The 15,300-nt window shown below is 65.2% G+C and carries 15 protein-coding genes; 10 read left to right on the plus strand and 5 right to left on the minus strand.

Annotation, left to right across the window (positions count from 1 at the left end; all coding sequences use genetic code 11):
* The first annotated feature begins 14 nt into the window (after positions 1-14).
* Positions 15-1,205, plus strand: coding sequence for an MFS transporter (locus H289_RS0108450; protein ID WP_020100341.1), 1,191 nt, complete (start codon positions 15-17; stop codon positions 1,203-1,205).
* The gene (locus tag H289_RS30070; RefSeq protein WP_020100342.1) at positions 1,202-2,137 is read left to right on the plus strand and encodes an alpha/beta hydrolase; all 936 of its coding nucleotides are present in this window, start codon (positions 1,202-1,204) and stop codon (positions 2,135-2,137) included. The genes H289_RS0108450 and H289_RS30070 overlap by 4 nt, the downstream gene beginning before the upstream one ends.
* Before the next feature lie 10 nt (positions 2,138-2,147).
* Here the strand turns inward: H289_RS30070 and H289_RS0108460 are convergent, their stop codons facing one another.
* Positions 2,148-3,833: a GMC family oxidoreductase gene (locus tag H289_RS0108460; protein WP_020100343.1), complete on the minus strand. Its 1,686-nt coding sequence runs from the start codon at positions 3,831-3,833 to the stop codon at positions 2,148-2,150.
* 308 nt (positions 3,834-4,141) lie between these two features.
* Between H289_RS0108460 and H289_RS0108465 the strand changes: the two genes are divergently transcribed.
* Positions 4,142-5,245 (plus strand): GGDEF domain-containing protein, encoded by a 1,104-nt coding sequence (locus tag H289_RS0108465; protein ID WP_029104958.1) that lies wholly within the window; start codon positions 4,142-4,144, stop codon positions 5,243-5,245.
* A gap of 12 nt (positions 5,246-5,257) precedes the next feature.
* On the opposite strand, the gene H289_RS0108470 is transcribed toward H289_RS0108465, so the two are convergent.
* Complete coding sequence (locus tag H289_RS0108470) at positions 5,258-6,322, minus strand: cupin domain-containing protein (protein WP_020100345.1); 1,065 nt, start codon at positions 6,320-6,322, stop codon at positions 5,258-5,260.
* A 193-nt stretch (positions 6,323-6,515) separates the two neighbouring features.
* On the opposite strand from H289_RS0108470, the gene H289_RS32305 reads away from it, so the two are divergent.
* Both H289_RS32305 and H289_RS0108485 read left to right on the plus strand, forming a co-directional pair.
* Entirely contained in the window at positions 6,516-7,994 is a 1,479-nt protein-coding gene (locus tag H289_RS32305) for an ABC transporter permease subunit (RefSeq protein ID WP_081633347.1), read from the plus strand.
* Positions 7,991-8,746: an amino acid ABC transporter ATP-binding protein gene (locus H289_RS0108485; protein WP_020100347.1), complete on the plus strand. Its 756-nt coding sequence runs from the start codon at positions 7,991-7,993 to the stop codon at positions 8,744-8,746. The genes H289_RS32305 and H289_RS0108485 overlap by 4 nt, the downstream gene beginning before the upstream one ends.
* Before the next feature lie 17 nt (positions 8,747-8,763).
* Here H289_RS0108485 and H289_RS0108490 read toward each other — a convergent pair whose 3' ends face one another.
* On the minus strand, positions 8,764-9,573 hold the full coding sequence (locus H289_RS0108490) for an LLM class F420-dependent oxidoreductase (protein ID WP_020100348.1): 810 nt from the start codon (positions 9,571-9,573) through the stop codon (positions 8,764-8,766).
* 251 nt (positions 9,574-9,824) lie between these two features.
* Between H289_RS0108490 and H289_RS0108495 the strand changes: the two genes are divergently transcribed.
* Positions 9,825-10,451 (plus strand): type 1 glutamine amidotransferase domain-containing protein, encoded by a 627-nt coding sequence (locus tag H289_RS0108495; protein ID WP_020100349.1) that lies wholly within the window; start codon positions 9,825-9,827, stop codon positions 10,449-10,451.
* Between the two features lie 3 nt (positions 10,452-10,454).
* On the opposite strand, the gene H289_RS30080 is transcribed toward H289_RS0108495, so the two are convergent.
* The gene (locus H289_RS30080) at positions 10,455-11,591 is read right to left on the minus strand and encodes a beta-propeller fold lactonase family protein (protein WP_020100350.1); all 1,137 of its coding nucleotides are present in this window, start codon (positions 11,589-11,591) and stop codon (positions 10,455-10,457) included.
* Positions 11,592-11,760: 169 nt separating this feature from the next.
* On the opposite strand from H289_RS30080, the gene H289_RS0108505 reads away from it, so the two are divergent.
* The 4 genes from H289_RS0108505 to H289_RS0108515 all read left to right on the plus strand — a co-directional run bounded on the left by H289_RS0108505 (position 11,761) and on the right by H289_RS0108515 (position 14,156).
* A complete protein-coding gene (locus tag H289_RS0108505; RefSeq protein ID WP_036420374.1) occupies positions 11,761-12,390 on the plus strand; it encodes a dihydrofolate reductase family protein in 630 nt (209 codons plus the stop codon).
* 1 nt (position 12,391) lies between these two features.
* Positions 12,392-12,592, plus strand: a complete 201-nt coding sequence (locus H289_RS30085; RefSeq protein ID WP_036420318.1) for a DUF7489 domain-containing protein — start codon at positions 12,392-12,394, stop codon at positions 12,590-12,592.
* A gap of 170 nt (positions 12,593-12,762) precedes the next feature.
* Positions 12,763-13,065 carry a putative quinol monooxygenase gene (locus tag H289_RS0108510; RefSeq protein WP_029104960.1) on the plus strand — a complete coding sequence of 101 codons (303 nt, stop codon included), beginning with the start codon at positions 12,763-12,765 and terminating at the stop codon, positions 13,063-13,065.
* Between the two features lie 149 nt (positions 13,066-13,214).
* The gene (locus H289_RS0108515; protein ID WP_029104961.1) at positions 13,215-14,156 is read left to right on the plus strand and encodes a DMT family transporter; all 942 of its coding nucleotides are present in this window, start codon (positions 13,215-13,217) and stop codon (positions 14,154-14,156) included.
* On the opposite strand, the gene H289_RS0108520 is transcribed toward H289_RS0108515, so the two are convergent.
* Complete coding sequence (locus H289_RS0108520; RefSeq protein ID WP_036420319.1) at positions 14,122-15,246, minus strand: PrpF domain-containing protein; 1,125 nt, start codon at positions 15,244-15,246, stop codon at positions 14,122-14,124. The genes H289_RS0108515 and H289_RS0108520 overlap by 35 nt on opposite strands.
* Positions 15,247-15,300 lie beyond the last annotated feature (54 nt).

Consider the following 15,300-nt stretch of genomic DNA (forward strand, 5'->3'; position numbering starts at 1 on the left):
CAAGGAGCTCGCCCATGGATAGTTCCACCCTGCCCAAAAACAGTCTCGCCGCGCCGACGCGGCGACTTCATCCCGGCCTGCCTGCGCTGGCGCTCGGCGGGTTCGGCATCGGCCTGACCGAGTTCGTCATCGCCGGACTGCTCACCGACGTGGCCGACGCACTGCACGTCAGTGTGCCCACTGCCGGCGCCCTGATCTGGGGGTATGCCCTGGCGGTCGTGGTCGGCGCGTTCACCGTCACTGCCGCGTTGTCGCGCCGCCCGCCGAAAGCCGCGCTGCTGGTGCTACTGACCCTGTTCGTCATCGGCAACGGATTGACCGCGCTGGCAACGGGTTTCGGCGTCGCAATGCTGGGCCGGATCATCACCGCGCTATGCCACGGCGGATTCTTCGGCATCGGCGCCGTGGTCGCCGGCGATCTGGTGGCGCCCGAACGCAAAGCGTCTGCCATCGCCTTCATGTTCGGCGGGCTCACCCTGTCGAACGTGCTCGGCGTACCGTTCGGCACGTTCGTCGGCCAGCATCTCGGTTGGCGCAGTGCGTTCTGGATCATCAGCGCACTCGGGGTGCTGGCAATCGCCGGCGTCGCCGCGCTGGTACCCCGGTTACCGACGCCGATACCGGCCGGCGGCAGCCACTTCGCCGTCCTGTACCGCCGTCAGGTCATCGTGTCGATCGTGCTGACCATGATGATGTTCGGCGGCGTGTTCGGGGCGTTCATCTATGTGGAACCGCTGGTGACCCGACTGACCGGCTACAGCGACGGCGCCGTGCCATGGCTGCTGGTCCTCTTCGGAATCGGTTTGTTCATAGGCAATTTCGTCGGTGGCTGGGCCGCCGATCGTGATCTCACCTGGGCCCTGCGCATCTTGTCGCTGCTGCTGCCCGTCGTGCTCATCGCGTACGGGATGCTCGCGTCCTATCGGATACCAGTGGCAGTCCTGCTGGTCGTCATGGGCCTCGTCGGATTCGCTGCGACGCCCGCTCTGCAACTGCGCGTCATGCGTTTCGCCGATGACGCACCGACCATGGCCTCGGCGGCCAACATCGCGGCGTTCAACCTCGGCAACGCCATCGCATCGGCGATCGGAGCCGCGACCATCGCCCTGGGCCTCGGCTGGCGTTCCCCGGTGTGGGTGGGCGCGGCGATGGCGCTTGTCGGCACGTTGCTGGTGTTCACCAACAGTCACGAGGAGGCACAGTGACCGAGTCACCCGCTCTGCATCCTCAGGCGCGCGCCCACCTCGCCGCGGCGGCGACCGCGCCCGGTATCGCCACGCTGTCGGTGCCCGACGCGCGCCTGGCGGCACTGGGCTACCTGGACCTGCAACGGCCGGCACCGGCAATGGCGCAGGTGCAACACCGTTTCATCCCCGGCCCGACCGCAGACCTTCCCGTTCGGATCTACCGGCCGACGCAGGATCGCGGGCCGCATCCGGTGATCGTCGTACTGCACGGCAGTGGCTGGGTGATCGGGAACCTCGACCTCGTGGACGAACCAGCGCGGGTCCTGGCGCGCGATACCGGGCACGTCGTGCTCGCCGTCAACTATCAGAAGGCACCCGAACGTCGCTTTCCGGTTCCGCTGCAGGACTGCGTGGCCACCGTGCGCTGGGTGCATACCCACGCCAGTGAACTGGGTGTCGATCCGAGCCGGCTGGCCGTGGTCGGTGACAGCGCCGGGGGCAACCTGGCCGCCGCGACCACCGCCGAGTTGGCCGGCACCGACGTCATGGTCGCAGCCCAGGCTCTGCTCTATCCGGCACTGGATCGGCGCATGGCCACACCGTCGTATGCCGCGTTCGCCCGTGGCTTCGGTCTCGACGCCGCCGACATGGCCTGGTTCTGGAACCACTATGTCGACGTGGACGCAAGCGAGGACCCGCGGGTTTCACCGTTACGCGCCAACAGCTTTGCGCATCTGCCGTCCACGTTCGTGGCGACCGCCGGCCATGATGTGCTGCGCGACGAGGCAGAGACGTATGCCGGGTTACTCAGCGACGCCGGCGTGGACGTCGTCGTCCGGCGCTACCCCGGGATGATCCACGGCTTTTGGTGGATGGACGGTGTTCTCGACGATTCACGCACACTGCAAAGAGATCTCGCCGAATTCTTGGTCGACCGCCTGAGCCGCTGACCACGCCGGCTTACGTCAGGATCGCCCGCGCCGCACGCTCGGCGATCAGCATCACCGGCGCGTTGGTGTTCCCGGACGTGATCGTGGGCATCGCCGAGGCGTCGACGACGCGTAGACCGGCGACGCGGTAGACGCGACAGTCGGTGTCGAGCACCGTGGCAGCTGACCGCGGAACTCCTTGTGCGTCAAAGGCTCCCATCGCACACGTACCGACGGGATGGAAGATGGTCGTGCCCAGTTCCCGGGCCGCCTGCTGCAGATCGTCGTCACTCACCACCTGCGGGCCGGGAAGCATCTCCTCAGGCCGGTAGCGCGACAGGGCCGGAGCGGCCATGATCTCCCGCGTCATCCGGAGACCTTTGACCGCGGCGTCATGATCGGCCTCTGTCGACAGGTAGTTGCAGGAGATCTTGGGGTTGGTCAGCGGGTCCGCACTGGCAATGCGAACATGCCCCCGCGAACTCGGCCGCAGATTACAGACCGAGGGAGTGATCGCGCCGAACGAGTGCAGTGGGTCGCCGAACTTGGGCAGCGACAACGGCTGCACATGCCACTCCAGATCTGGGCTGGCCAGCGCGGGATCACTTTTCGCGAAAGCCCCCAACGTCGAAGGCGGCATGGTCATCGGCCCGGAGCGCAGCATCGCGTACTGAACTCCCATGCCACCGCGGGTGATCCAGTTGCGGTACAGCGTGTTGACCGTGCGCGCGCCTTGAACGCGGTACACCGTTCGCAGCTGTAGGTGGTCCTGCAGGTTCTCACCCACGCCCGGCAGGTCGACGGCCACCGGCACGTCATGCTCGGCGAGCAATCCTGCAGGACCCAGACCCGAGGCCTGCATGAGATGCGGAGATCCAATCGCGCCGGCACTCAGGATCACCTCACGGCGGGCGTGGACGTCAACGATTCGGCCGTCTTTGCGCAGCCGCACACCGGTGGCACGGTGTCGAGCGGTGGTCCAAGCTCCGGATCGCTGGTCCGCCCGGACCTCGTCGTCCATCAGTAGCTTCACGGCCTGGGTGTCGGTGTAGACCGTGAGATTGGGGCGGTGGGCGACGGGATGCAGGAAAGCGTCGGCCATCGACCAGCGCCGGCCACGCCGTTGATTGACATGGAAGTACGCGCTACCGGCGTTGTCGCCGCGGTTGAACTCGTCGATCGGGGCGATGCCCACCTGGGCGGCGGCGGCCTGCCAGGCGTCGAGGATCTTCCAGCGCACACGCGGTGGCTCGACGCGGATCTCGCCACCGACGCCGTGCCAGCCGTCGGCTCCGCCGAAGTAGTCCTCCAGCTGCTTGTAAATCGCGAGGGTCTCGCCGGCGCTGTTCGGGCCACCCCATCGCCATCGCTCGTCGCCCGTCGCTTGTGCCCAGAGGTCGTAATCGCTTGCCTGCCCGCGCATGTGGATCATGGCGTTGATCGACGAGCACCCTCCGATGACGCGGCCGCGCGCGTAGTGGATGCTCCGGCCGGCCAGACCCGGGTCGGCCTCGGTGGTGAAGCACCAGTCGGTTCGGGGGTTGGCAATGGTGTACAGGTAGCCCACCGGCACCTTGATCCAGAACCAGTTGTCCTTGCCGCCGGCCTCGATCAGCAGCACGCGGTGATCGGGGTTGGCGCTCAGCCGATTGGCGAGCAGACAGCCGGCACTGCCTGCTCCCACGATGACGAAGTCGAATTCGGCAACGGGACTCATTCCGGAATCGGTCCTCCAAGGCGTCGGATTGGTGTCCCAGTGTGCGTGATGACCACCAGCTCCGTACACGTCCCCATGGCTTAGTGCACGGAGATGTCGTGGCCGTCATTCGCCAGCGCGGTCGGATGTACCCACTCATCGAACATTGGCAACCTCAATTGGGCGAGAATTCCCAGTTTGCACCCCTGGCAACCTGGCCGAACATGTGATGCAATCAGTCGTCAGCAAATTTGTGTCACGGCGGCGAGCAACGGCTGCGACGGGTTTGACTGCGGACACCCAGGTAACCCGTTGGGGGGAGATGCACCGTGCGTTGGCTCCAACAGTGGTGGCGTCAGTCCGATCACTACGACTGGCTCATGGGGTACGTCAAGTTCCGCGGACTGTCGGGCCTGGTCCGCACGATGATCGCCGGCGTCGCCATCATGACCAGCCTGGTCCCGATGGCACTGATGACGGTTCCCGAGGGCCCGGTCGGCGTCGTCCCGCGGTTGGTCACCCGCGCGGCCGTCATCGGGTTGCTGCTCGCCGGCCTCATCTGGGTGGTCGGACTGCCCAGCCGCCGACGGTCCACGGTCTTCGCCACCATGGTCACGATGTGTATCGCCGCCGTTGCGCTGTCGTGTAGCGACCCGGCAGTCGGCGTCCTGGTCTGCACGACGTTCGGCGTACCCGCGGCGTATGTCGCGTTCACCCACCGGGCGATTCAGGCGGCCTACAACTTCCAGGTGGCGATGATCGTGGCGACGGTGATCGCCCTACGACTGACCGCGTCAGGGCACCCTGTGCTTGCCGGGTGCGCGATGTGGTTGGTTTTCATCCTCACCGTCACGGTGCCGGCCAGCATTCAGATCGTCGTCCACGCGCTGGGCACCGATCTCATCCGAGCGGACTGCGACCCGCTGACGTTCCTGCTGAACCGGCGCGGGTTCGGGATCAAAGCCCAGGAACTGATCCACCGGGACCGGGGTACGGCCGCGCATCTCATCGTGACGGTGATCGATCTCGACGGCTTCAAACTCCTCAACGACAGCCGGGGGCACCTGTTCGGTGACCGTGCGCTGATCGCCGTGGCCGACATACTGCGGAAGCAGGCCTCGCACGATGCCGTGATCGGGCGCAGTGGCGGCGACGAATTCCTGATCGCCGACACCACGCACCGACCCCAACAGTCGTCGGCCGCCGAGCGCCTGCGTACGGCCATTGCCGCGACGCCGTACGCCATCACCGCCAGCGTCGGTGTGGCGACGGTTGCACTGGCCGATGTCGATGACGCCGCCGCCCCCACGATCATCGATGACCTGGTGATGGCGGCAGACCTGGAGATGTACGCGGCGAAACGCTTGGGCGGCAATGCTTCCAGGCACGCGGGCGGAGCACATGGGCAATCGGCTGTAACGCTCGCGGAGTAGCGCGACGGGGCGTCAACGTTGGGCGACTCCGTGGGTGTCGACGGGGTTCACTCGCGAAACCACCAGTGGGTCTGCGGGAGTGAAGGGGAACGTCGGCAGATCCTCGATGTGCGTGTTGAACGCGGCGGCCAGGACTTCCCGTGAATAGGCGGTGGCAGAGGCTTTGAAACCGATGTCGGCCGGGAACGGCTGGTCGAAGAAGATCAGGAAATGCCAGTCGTCGGCGCCAATGTTCTCGATGTGATGCGGGTAGGCGCGGGGGATGAAGTACATATCTCCGGTGGTCATGTTCCACGTGTCGAGGGTGCCGTCCGGATTCATGATGGTCATGCGCGCGTCGCCGTGATGCACGTAGCCCATCTCCGCGGTGACGGGATGCCAATGCGGTTCGCGCATACCGCTTTCGGTGACGCGCAGCGAGTACATCGAGATGTCTTTCAATGCGGGCCAGAACTGGTCGCGAGCGAACCTTGCGTTGCCGCTGGCGTAGTTGAGGCCCGGCGCTTGGGCTTCGATGTCGAACTTGTGCGGATCGTTGAAGTGGGCTGCGGCGGGGATGCTCGGGTCGCCGGTGCGGGCCGCCAGTTTGTGGTCGACGGTGCTACGACGGATCTTGCTGATGTCGGACGACGGTAGGTCATAGGTGTTGCCCAACACGGCGTCGGTGAACGCGCCGAAGGTGGCGCCCAGGCCGAAGTCCTCGGGACGTTCGTTGCGGAAGGCGATGATGAACTCGGCGACGTCGGTACCGATGTTCTCGATGTGGTGCAGCGCACCGGAGTCGACGTGGAACATCTGCCCTGCGGTGACGACGAAGTTCGAGAACACGCTGTGGTTGTCCAGGACGGACACCAGCGCGGTTCCCGAGACGCAGTAAGTGAGTTCATTGGCGTTCGCGTGCCAGTGGGGCGTACGCATGGCACCCGGGTTGAGTAGCAGCCGCTTGATCGACAGATTTTTCAGAATCGGCATGGCATCAGCGGTGACCCGACGCATCGAGCCGTATTCGGATTCCTCGACGATCTCGCCGCCCAGGAGCGAGACGGTGTGGCTGCTGCGGGCGATGGACGTTGTCATACGGAGCCTCCTCGTTGATCAAAGCCGACACAGGTCAGTGTTGTCGGACGGGACGGTGCAGTCATGGACGCCGGCGGTAATCCGAGGTGGCGGCGAGCGCTACTCCGTCCATTCCTGGTGGCGGTAATGGCCCATATCAGCCGGATTGAGCAGAACCCTTGGTGACCGCCCACCGACTTGCTAACTTCCGGCGGTGCGCTACATACGAGGAGCCCTCCTGCCGGTGTTGCTGCTCGTCGCCCTGGCACTGGCGGCGTGCGGGTCGCCGGCGGGCAAGAACGGCGAGAATCCGGTCAAGGCGGCGGGCGTGCTGCGCGTCGGTACCGAAGGTGTCTATTCACCGTTCAGCTATCACGACCCCGCCACGAACGAACTGGTCGGATATGACGTCGATGTCGCCAAGGCGGTCGCCGGCAAGCTCGGTGTGCGTGTCGAGTTCGTCGAGACGCCGTGGGACTCGATCTTCGCCGCGCTGGAGGCCAACCGATTCGACGTCGTCGCCAACGAAGTGACGATCAACGCCGAGCGCAAGGCCAAATACGATCTCTCCGAGCCGTATTCCGTGGGGGAAGGCGTCATCGTGACGCGGGCGGACGACAAGTCCGTCAAGTCGCTCGACGACATCAGGGGCAAAGTCGCGGGTGAAACGGCGACCAGCAACTGGGCACAGGTCGCACGAGACCACGGCGCCAAGGTGGAGGTCGTCGAAGGCTTCACGCAAGCCATCAAGCTGCTCAACCAGGGCCGCATCGATGTCGTGGTCAACGACAGCATTGCGGTGTACGCCTACCTCGCCGAGACGGGGGACAAGTCGGTCAAGATCGCCGCCAACACGGGGGAGAAGAGCGAGCAGGGCTTCGCAGCCCGGAAGAACAGTGGGCTGTTACCCGATCTGAACAAAGCCCTCGACGAACTTCGGGCCGACGGGACCCTCGCTGCCATCTCGCAGAAGTACCTCAAGGCCAACGCATCTGGTGGACCCGACACCGACCGCGCACAGCACGCACCGCGGTCGACATGGGCGCTGATCGGCGACAGCCTTGCGCCGTTGGCGAAGGCCGCGATCACGAAGACCATCCCGCTGACCGTGATCAGCTTCGTGGTCGGTCTGGTACTCGCGCTGGCCGTAGCGCTGGCTCGGCTGTCGTCGAACGTCGTTCTCGCCAACGTGGCGCGGTTCTACATCTCGATCATCCGCGGCACTCCACTGCTGGTGCAGCTGTTCATCGTGTTCTACGCGCTGCCCGAACTGGGAGTGAAGATCGATCCGTTCCCCGCGGCCGTCATCGCGTTCTCGCTCAACGTGGGCGGTTATGCGGCGGAGATCATCCGCTCGGCCATCCAGAGCATTCCCAAAGGTCAGTGGGAGGCGGCCGAGACCATCGGCTTCAATTATGTTGGTGCACTTCGGCGCATCATCCTGCCGCAGGCGGCCCGGGTGGCGGTGCCGCCGCTGTCGAACACGTTGATCTCGCTGGTGAAAGACACGTCGCTCGCCTCGACGATTCTCGTGACGGAACTGCTCAGGCAAGCACAGATCATCGCGGCACCGACGTTCGAGTTCTTCGCGTTGTACGGCACCGCCGCGGTGTACTACTGGGTTATCTGCCTGGCGCTCTCGTTCGGCCAGGGCCGAATTGAACGCCGGCTGGAAAGGTATGTGGCGCGATGACAGAGAACCGCGTGGTGGCCGAGGGTGTTCACAAAGCCTTCGGCGACAACAAAGTGCTCAAGGGTGTTTCGTTCACCGTCGAGCAGGGCACGGCGACGGCCATCATCGGGCCGTCCGGGTCCGGCAAGACGACGCTGCTGCGCACCCTCAACGCCCTCGACCGGGCCGACGCGGGTGTTATCCGGGTGGACGACATCGAAATCGATTTCTCCACGCCCACACCGAAACCCGAGGTGCGCCGGTTCCAGTCGCGCAGCGGGTTCGTGTTCCAGGGCCACAATCTGTTCCCGCACAAGACGGTCCTGCAGAACGTGACCGAGGGGCCGGTCATCGTGCAGAAGCGGCCGAAGGACGAGGCCGAGGCCGAAGCCCTCGCGCTGCTGGACCAGGTCGGGCTCGCCGCCAAGAAAGACCAGTACCCGTATCAACTGTCCGGTGGGCAACAGCAGCGCGTCGGCATCGCCCGCGCGCTGGCATTGAAGCCGAAACTGGTGCTGTTCGACGAGCCGACGTCAGCGCTCGATCCCGAACTCGTCGGCGAGGTGCTGTCTGTCATCAAGGATCTCGCGGTCGAGGGATGGACCATGGTGATCGTCACACACGAAATCCAGTTCGCCAGGCAGGTTTCCAATCAGGTGCTCTTCACCGATCAGGGCATCATCCTGGAGCGGGGGACACCCGACGAGGTGATCGGCAACCCGAAGGAAGAGCGCACGCGACAGTTCCTGGACCGCATCCTCAATCCGCTCTAGCGCGGCTCAGCTCGCGATCACGCGCCGTCCCGCCAGGCTACGACCTCTTTGAGAGAGGCGAGGTCGTAGCCGTTGTCGGATGTGAGCTCGGTCTGGAAGAGCGTGACGCCGGCCTCTCGGAAACCGTCGGCGGCTTCGGCATTGGTCCAGAGCGTGGAGCGTTCGATGTCAGCACCGTTGCGGCCGTACGTCGCTGCCAGCTCGTCCACGCGTTCGCTGGACCTGCGGAACGCCTCGAGATCCTGGAACGCGTGCCAGATGTCGGCGTGCCTGGCGACGGCGGGCAACGAGCGCTTTGGCCCGGTGCCGCCGATGAGGATCGGAATCTTGCGGACCGGCGGCGGGATCAGGGCGGCCAGCCGGTTCTCGATGCGGATGAGGCTCTCGTCGAACAGGTCGAAACGCGAGCCGAAGGTGCCGAAGTCGTAACCGTAAGTGGTGTAGTCCTTTTCGTACCACCCGGCGCCCAGGCCGAGGATGAGCCGGCCACCGCTGATGTGGTCGACGGTACGCGCCATGTCGGCCAGCAGATCCGCGTTGCGGTAGCCGACGCCGGTGACGAGGAGCCCGATCTCGGCATGTGAGGTGATCTCGCCCCACGATGCGAGCGCGGTCCAGCCCTCGAAGTTGGCGACGTCGGGCTGCTCGTCGAACAGGACGGGCTTGCCGTCGACGATGGCCTTCATCGCCGGGCGGTGGAAGTGGTCGTAGCCGAAGATCACGTCGACACCGAGGTCGTCGGCTGCCACGACGGCATCGCGCCACGTGGCGTAGTCAGGCGCTCCACCGGGCTGGATTTGTACGGCGACGCGGACGGGACGAGTCATTGATGCTCCATGGGTCGGGAAAAGTGCGACTCTTGAGAGCAAGGTCATCGATTACCGGTTTATTCCGGATCGGGTGGGTCACTTGATCTCGTCGCCTGTGAAGATGCCCTGAAGTGCTTGAGAGACCGCGTGTTTCAGGACAACTCGGCAGGTCGAGACGACGAGTACGGCAGGCGGTTTCGGCCCGGCCGCACCCGGGTACCCAGCCGAGCGGCGCCGTCAGACGCGGCGGCGCAGGCAAGGAGTTCACGATGCGTGCTGAGGAAGGCGACGAATCGATCGCCGAACTGGCCGACTATGCCGGGCAAGCCGAACAGAATCTGGACGAGAGCATTGCCCCGCTCGAGGGCAAGAAGGTGGCGATTCTCGCCACCGACGGCGTCGAACGCCGGGAACTGCAGGAGCCCCGAGACGCCGTACAAGCAGCGGGTGCCAGCACCGAAGTGGTATCGATGCAAGAAGGCTCCATCGACATGCGCGACAACGACCTGAGCCCTGGCGGCACGGAGCCTGTGGAACGTCTGGTCGCTGACATAACACCTGCCGACTTTGACGCACTGCTGATTCCTGGCGGCACAGTCAATGCCGACAAGCTGCGCACCGACGACAGGGCCGTGAAGTTCGTCCGCGACTTCGTCGAATCCGGCAAGCCCGTCGGCGTCATCTGTCACGGCCCGTGGACGCTGATCGACGCCGGCGTCGCCAAAGGCCGAACGCTCACGTCGTATCCGAGCCTTCGAATCGATTTGCAGAACGCGGGAGCGACCGTGGTCGATCGCGAGGTCGTCATCGATGGGAACCTGATCACCAGTCGCGGCCCGGAGGACCTGCCGGCGTTCTCGTCGGCTGTTGTGGAGGCCCTCGCCGGCGGCGCTTAGCCGCTATTTGCGCCGATTCAGGGTGTTGCGCAGTTGTTTGGCCAAATCCCGGTTCTCGATCGGCTTGCCGAGGTAGGGCGCGATAGCTCGCGCGATCCGCACCACCGCCAGGGGACGTGGCGGGATCTTGTAGAAGTGGTTGCCGATGATCAGCCACCCGCCACCGTCGCCGGCGACGCCGCCGAGAAGATCGCCGACAAGGTCGGGCACGTCGGGGAAGTGCCCGACGTGGTCGCTGATCACCGAGACCGAGTCATCGCCGAGATTCACGACATAGATGCGCTTTTCGTCGGAACTGACCGCCAGAGCCCACGCGTCTTCGCCGACGTCGAGAGTTTCGGTGACATCGTTGGTGGCGGCGTTGATCACCTGCAATGAGCCTGGTCCGGGATAACCACGGTTGGTGATGTAGACGCGCGCACCGTTGGAGCTGACCGCCACGCCGATCGGTGAGTTGCCGACAGGGATCGTCTCGGTGACGGTGTTGGTCGCAGCGTTGATCACCGAGACCGTTCCGATGGGCGCCGCGTTCGTGACGTAGACGCGGGAACTGTTGGGGCTCACCGTAACTCCGCTGGGCAAGTCACCGACTTCAACGGTCTTGATCACGGTATTCGTCGCGGTGTTGATCACCCACACCGAACCGTCCAGGTCCCAGTTCGTGACGTAGGCGCGTGTGCCGTTCGGGCTGACCGCGACGCTGTGGGGATGCCCGTCGACGGGGATGGTCGCGGTGACTGTGTTGGTGGTCGTGTCGATCACCACGACGTCTCCGGACGTGGCCGGACTATGGGCCGCAGCGACATACGCCCGCGTGCCGTTGGGGGTGAGCGCGATTCCGCCCGCGAAGTCGCCGACCGGAATATCCGCCGTGACGGTGTTGGTGGCGGTGCTGATCACCGTGACCGTGCCGGCGTTTTCGATCGTGACGTAGGCACGCGTGCCATCGGGAGAGATCGCCACCGAGTCCGGGAAGTCGCCGACGGGGATGGTGGTGGTGACCGTATTGGTCCAGGTGCTGATGACCGAGACGGAGTGACCGCCGCCGTTGAGCACGTAAGCGCGGCCACCATCGGGAGTGAGTGCCACTCGGCTCGGGGTCTCGCCGACAGGGATGGTCTTGATGACTTCGAGCGCCATGGTTTGCCTTCCGGTCGCATCAAATTGACCTGACCCAGCGCCAGCCAAGCTACAACACGCAGATGCGCCCGACACCCGAATCGCAATACTGCCGCCGCCGATGAGTTTTCGGCGGCACCGCAGTCTTATTGGGCAGAGGCAGCTCAAAACCGACGGAATGGAACTTGACGTGGCGCGAACCAACCTATCGATGTCCATCGCAGCCGACGGCTACATCGCCGGGCCAGATCAGTCCGAAGAGAATCCGCTAGGAGTGGGTGGGCTCGCCCTCCACGAGTGGCATATCGGGCCCAGCCGAGATCACCCAGTCAACCGACGGGTGATGTCCGAGATGCTGGACGGAATGGGGGCAACCATCATGGGGCGCAACATGTTCGGACCGGGTCGCGGCGAATGGGACGGGTCGGACTGGCGAGGGTGGTGGGGCGACACCCCGCCGTATCACTGCCCGGTTTTCGTCCTCACCCACTACGCCCACGAGCCAATCGAGATGCAGGGCGGTACGACATTCCATTTCGTCACCGACGGCATCGAATCGGCATACGCCCAGGCGCAAGCGGCAGCGGGCGGGAAGGACATCTCGATTGCCGGTGGCGCATCCTGCGCACGTCAGGCGGTCAAGGCCGGCGTGGTCGACGAGATCGACCTGCAAGTGTCGGCCGTGATCCTGGGTTCGGGCGAGCGCTTGTTCGACGGATTCCAGCCCGGACTACCGAATTTGGAACTCGTGCGCGTGCTGCACGCTCCCGGCGTCGCGCACCTGCGCTATCACGTCACGCGGGAAGTCGGGGGTAACTGAGATGTCGACATCAGAGTGGAAAGGCACCGTCGTCGAGAAACGTCGGGCGCTTCTCGACGGAGCAAATCTCTACCGGCGCATGCGCATTCGTCTCGACGACGGGCGAGTGATCACGGTACGCGTCGACCGCGCGACGTGGAAAGCGCTGGAAGTCGGGGACGCGGTGAGCAACACCGCAGAGGGTGGACTGCAAAAGGCTTAGGTTCCGAAGAGTGCTGCCATCCCTCGCCTCCACGCGCAGGTCGGTGTTTAGGCCGGCCAGACACGGGTAGCCGGTCGGTGTCGACTCGGGTCCCACGAGTTGCCACGCGCGCACGCGTGAAACCCCGCCATGGCCGGTTGTCCGCGCCGGACGCAACCAAAGGAGGAGCAGTGATACGAGTTGGTCTGTTGGTTCGGGTACACGCAAAGCCCGGCAAAGAGGCAGAAGTTGCACAATTCCTGGCAGACGCCCAGGCAATCGTGGAGCAGGAGCCCGATACCCGGGCCTGGTTCGCCGTCCAATTCGACGCCTCGACGTTCGGCATCTTCGACGTCTTTGACGACGACGCCGGCCGACAGACACACCTGGCAGGCGGCGTGGGCACCGAACTCGCGCAGCGCGCTGACGAACTGTTCACTGCGTCACCGGCAATCGAGAACGTCGACGTGCTGGCATCCAAAATTCCGTCATAGCGCCCGGACGCGCAGTCCCGACCCGAGAAGCTTTGCAACGCAGCACCTATGAGGCCTCCGCGCTTGGCCGGGTTGCGAAAGCCGCTGCGTCACTGTGATGTCGGATACCCGCCAGACATCGGCCGCCTGTCATCGAGACGATGGTCGTCATGGGCTCATGGAGGTCACTGGCAGTGGGTGCCCAATTCGCCGCTTTGGCTGCGGCATGGGGATCGAGCTTCCTGTTCATCAAAGTGGGCTTGCAGGGCTTGTCACCGGCACAGGTTGTCGTGGGGCGCCTGGGCATTGGTGCGTTGACGTTGTCGTGCGTCCTCGTGTTCGGCGGTCGTCGGACGGTGCCGCCCATGCGCGTGTGGGGACACATGACGGTGGTTGCCCTGATGTTGTGTGTAGCGCCGTTCCTGTTGTTCGGGTACGCCGAACAACACGTGTCCTCGGGGTTGGCGAGCATCTACAACGCCACGACCCCGTTGATGACGATGGCCGTCGCGATGCTGGCGCTGACCGATGAGCGCCCCAACGCGCGCCGCATCGCCGGTATGGCGATCGGGCTTTTGGGGGTTCTTGTGGTGCTCGGGCCGTGGCGCGGCCTCGGCGGGGGCAATGCGCTGGCGCAGCTGGCGTGTCTAGCCGCGACGGCTTGCTATGGCATCGGTTTCGTATGGCTGCGGCGGTTCATCAGCCCGTACGGCCTCCCGGCGCTCACCATCGCCGCGATGCAAGTCGGCATCGGGGCGGTGATCGCGCTGATACTCACTGCGCTATTGCCGGCCCACCCGATCGAAGCGACCCCGGCAACGGTGGGCAGCATTGCAGCCCTGGGTGCACTGGGGACCGGATTGGCCTACGTGTGGAACACCAACGTCATCAATGCCTGGGGAGCCACCACCGCGTCTACCGTCACGTATCTGACCCCGGTCGTCGGCGTGACGCTCGGCGTGGTGATCCTCTCGGAGCGGTTGACGTGGAACCAGCCGATCGGCGCCATCCTGGTGGTCGTCGGAATCATCGCCACCCGCACGGCCGCCGCGCCCAGGAAGATCGACGCGATCGTCCTCAAACCCCGGCGGCCGTCAAAGCCGGTGCAGTGACGAATAATTCAGCGGTGGCGATCCGCCGGGCAGCCCGATGCAGCGTCGCGGATTCGAGCCGGCCACCGGCCGCGCGGCTCAGGTCCATGTGCAGGACGCCGGCCGGTGTCCCCAGCCGCAGCCTCGCCGGCGTCGGTCCGTGCAGCGCCTGGGCGACAACTCCGTCCGCGATCGTCGATGCTGCAGCTACGGCGACAGCTGAGGTCAGCCCGATGGCGGGATGCGGTGCGAGCATGGACAGCATCCGCACGGAGACGTCGTATTCGTCGGCACAGACGGTGTTCCCGGTGGTCGTGACATAGTCGCGTGGCGCGCCGACAATCCCCACCTTGGGAATGGCGTGGCTGACGGGGTCACCTGGTTTCGACAAGCCCATTCGCAGTGAGGCCTGTTGTCGCAATTCCACGAGGAGCGGAAGGTGCTCGGCGATGACGGAATTGTCTTCGGCGCCGGTGAGGCCGAGGTCGGCGGCGTCGAACAGTGCGGCGGGGGCGCCGGCGATCACCATCGTGGCAGCGTGGGACCGACCGCCAGCGACCACTCGGTCGAGATCGTTTCCCGTCGGCAACAGTGTGCCGGAGGACAGCCCGGTGAAGGTCAGCCCCACCGCCACGCCAAGGGCGCTGGTGCCTGGGACGGCAGCATTGCCTTCGATGGGGATGGCGCCGCCGGGCGTCGCGATCTCGGCGGCGAGGACGGCGCCGGTGTTTTGGTTGCGCATCCGCACCGTGGTGACGGCGTCGTCGACGGCGACGAGACCGGCTTGGAGAGCGTAGAGGCCGATCGCGGTGGCGCAGTTGCCGCAGTTGCTGCCCCACTCCACGCGGCGATCGCCGACCGCAACCTGAGCGAACATGTAGTCGATGTCGACGTCGGATGCGGCGGCGCGCCGAACGATGGCAGCCTTGGAGGTCGTCGAGCTGCCGCCACCGACACCGTCGAGCTGACGGGGATCCTCGGAGCCGAATGCCGAGATGAGGAGCGCGTCGATGCCTCCGGCTTTCGCGACGATTGGGTCGACGTCGACGGCGTTGAACAGCCAGCACTTGCTGGTGCCGCCCCGCATCCAGGTGGCGCGAACTGTGAACATGTCAGGTCAACCTTTCTGTACGGCGCTCGGGGAGTGACTCCACTGTGGCCGCGA

Origin of the sequence: Mycobacterium sp. 360MFTsu5.1 (genome assembly GCF_000383495.1) — a bacterium.
GTDB classification, from domain to species: Bacteria; Actinomycetota; Actinomycetes; order Mycobacteriales; family Mycobacteriaceae; genus Mycobacterium; species Mycobacterium mucogenicum_B.

What these genes read in the sequence shown, in the direction of transcription:
- H289_RS0108520 (WP_036420319.1), bottom strand. Translation starts at nt 15,246, where the DNA reads ATGTTCACAGTTCGCGCCACCTGGATGCGGGGCGGCACCAGCAAGTGC.
- H289_RS0108515 (WP_029104961.1), top strand. Translation starts at nt 13,215, where the DNA reads ATGGGCTCATGGAGGTCACTGGCAGTGGGTGCCCAATTCGCCGCTTTG.
- H289_RS0108460 (WP_020100343.1), bottom strand. Translation starts at nt 3,833, where the DNA reads ATGAGTCCCGTTGCCGAATTCGACTTCGTCATCGTGGGAGCAGGCAGT.
- H289_RS0108450 (WP_020100341.1), top strand. Translation starts at nt 15, where the DNA reads ATGGATAGTTCCACCCTGCCCAAAAACAGTCTCGCCGCGCCGACGCGG.
- H289_RS0108470 (WP_020100345.1), bottom strand. Translation starts at nt 6,322, where the DNA reads ATGACAACGTCCATCGCCCGCAGCAGCCACACCGTCTCGCTCCTGGGC.
- H289_RS0108495 (WP_020100349.1), top strand. Translation starts at nt 9,825, where the DNA reads ATGCGTGCTGAGGAAGGCGACGAATCGATCGCCGAACTGGCCGACTAT.
- H289_RS0108485 (WP_020100347.1), top strand. Translation starts at nt 7,991, where the DNA reads ATGACAGAGAACCGCGTGGTGGCCGAGGGTGTTCACAAAGCCTTCGGC.
- H289_RS30080 (WP_020100350.1), bottom strand. Translation starts at nt 11,591, where the DNA reads ATGGCGCTCGAAGTCATCAAGACCATCCCTGTCGGCGAGACCCCGAGC.
- H289_RS0108490 (WP_020100348.1), bottom strand. Translation starts at nt 9,573, where the DNA reads ATGACTCGTCCCGTCCGCGTCGCCGTACAAATCCAGCCCGGTGGAGCG.
- H289_RS30085 (WP_036420318.1), top strand. Translation starts at nt 12,392, where the DNA reads ATGTCGACATCAGAGTGGAAAGGCACCGTCGTCGAGAAACGTCGGGCG.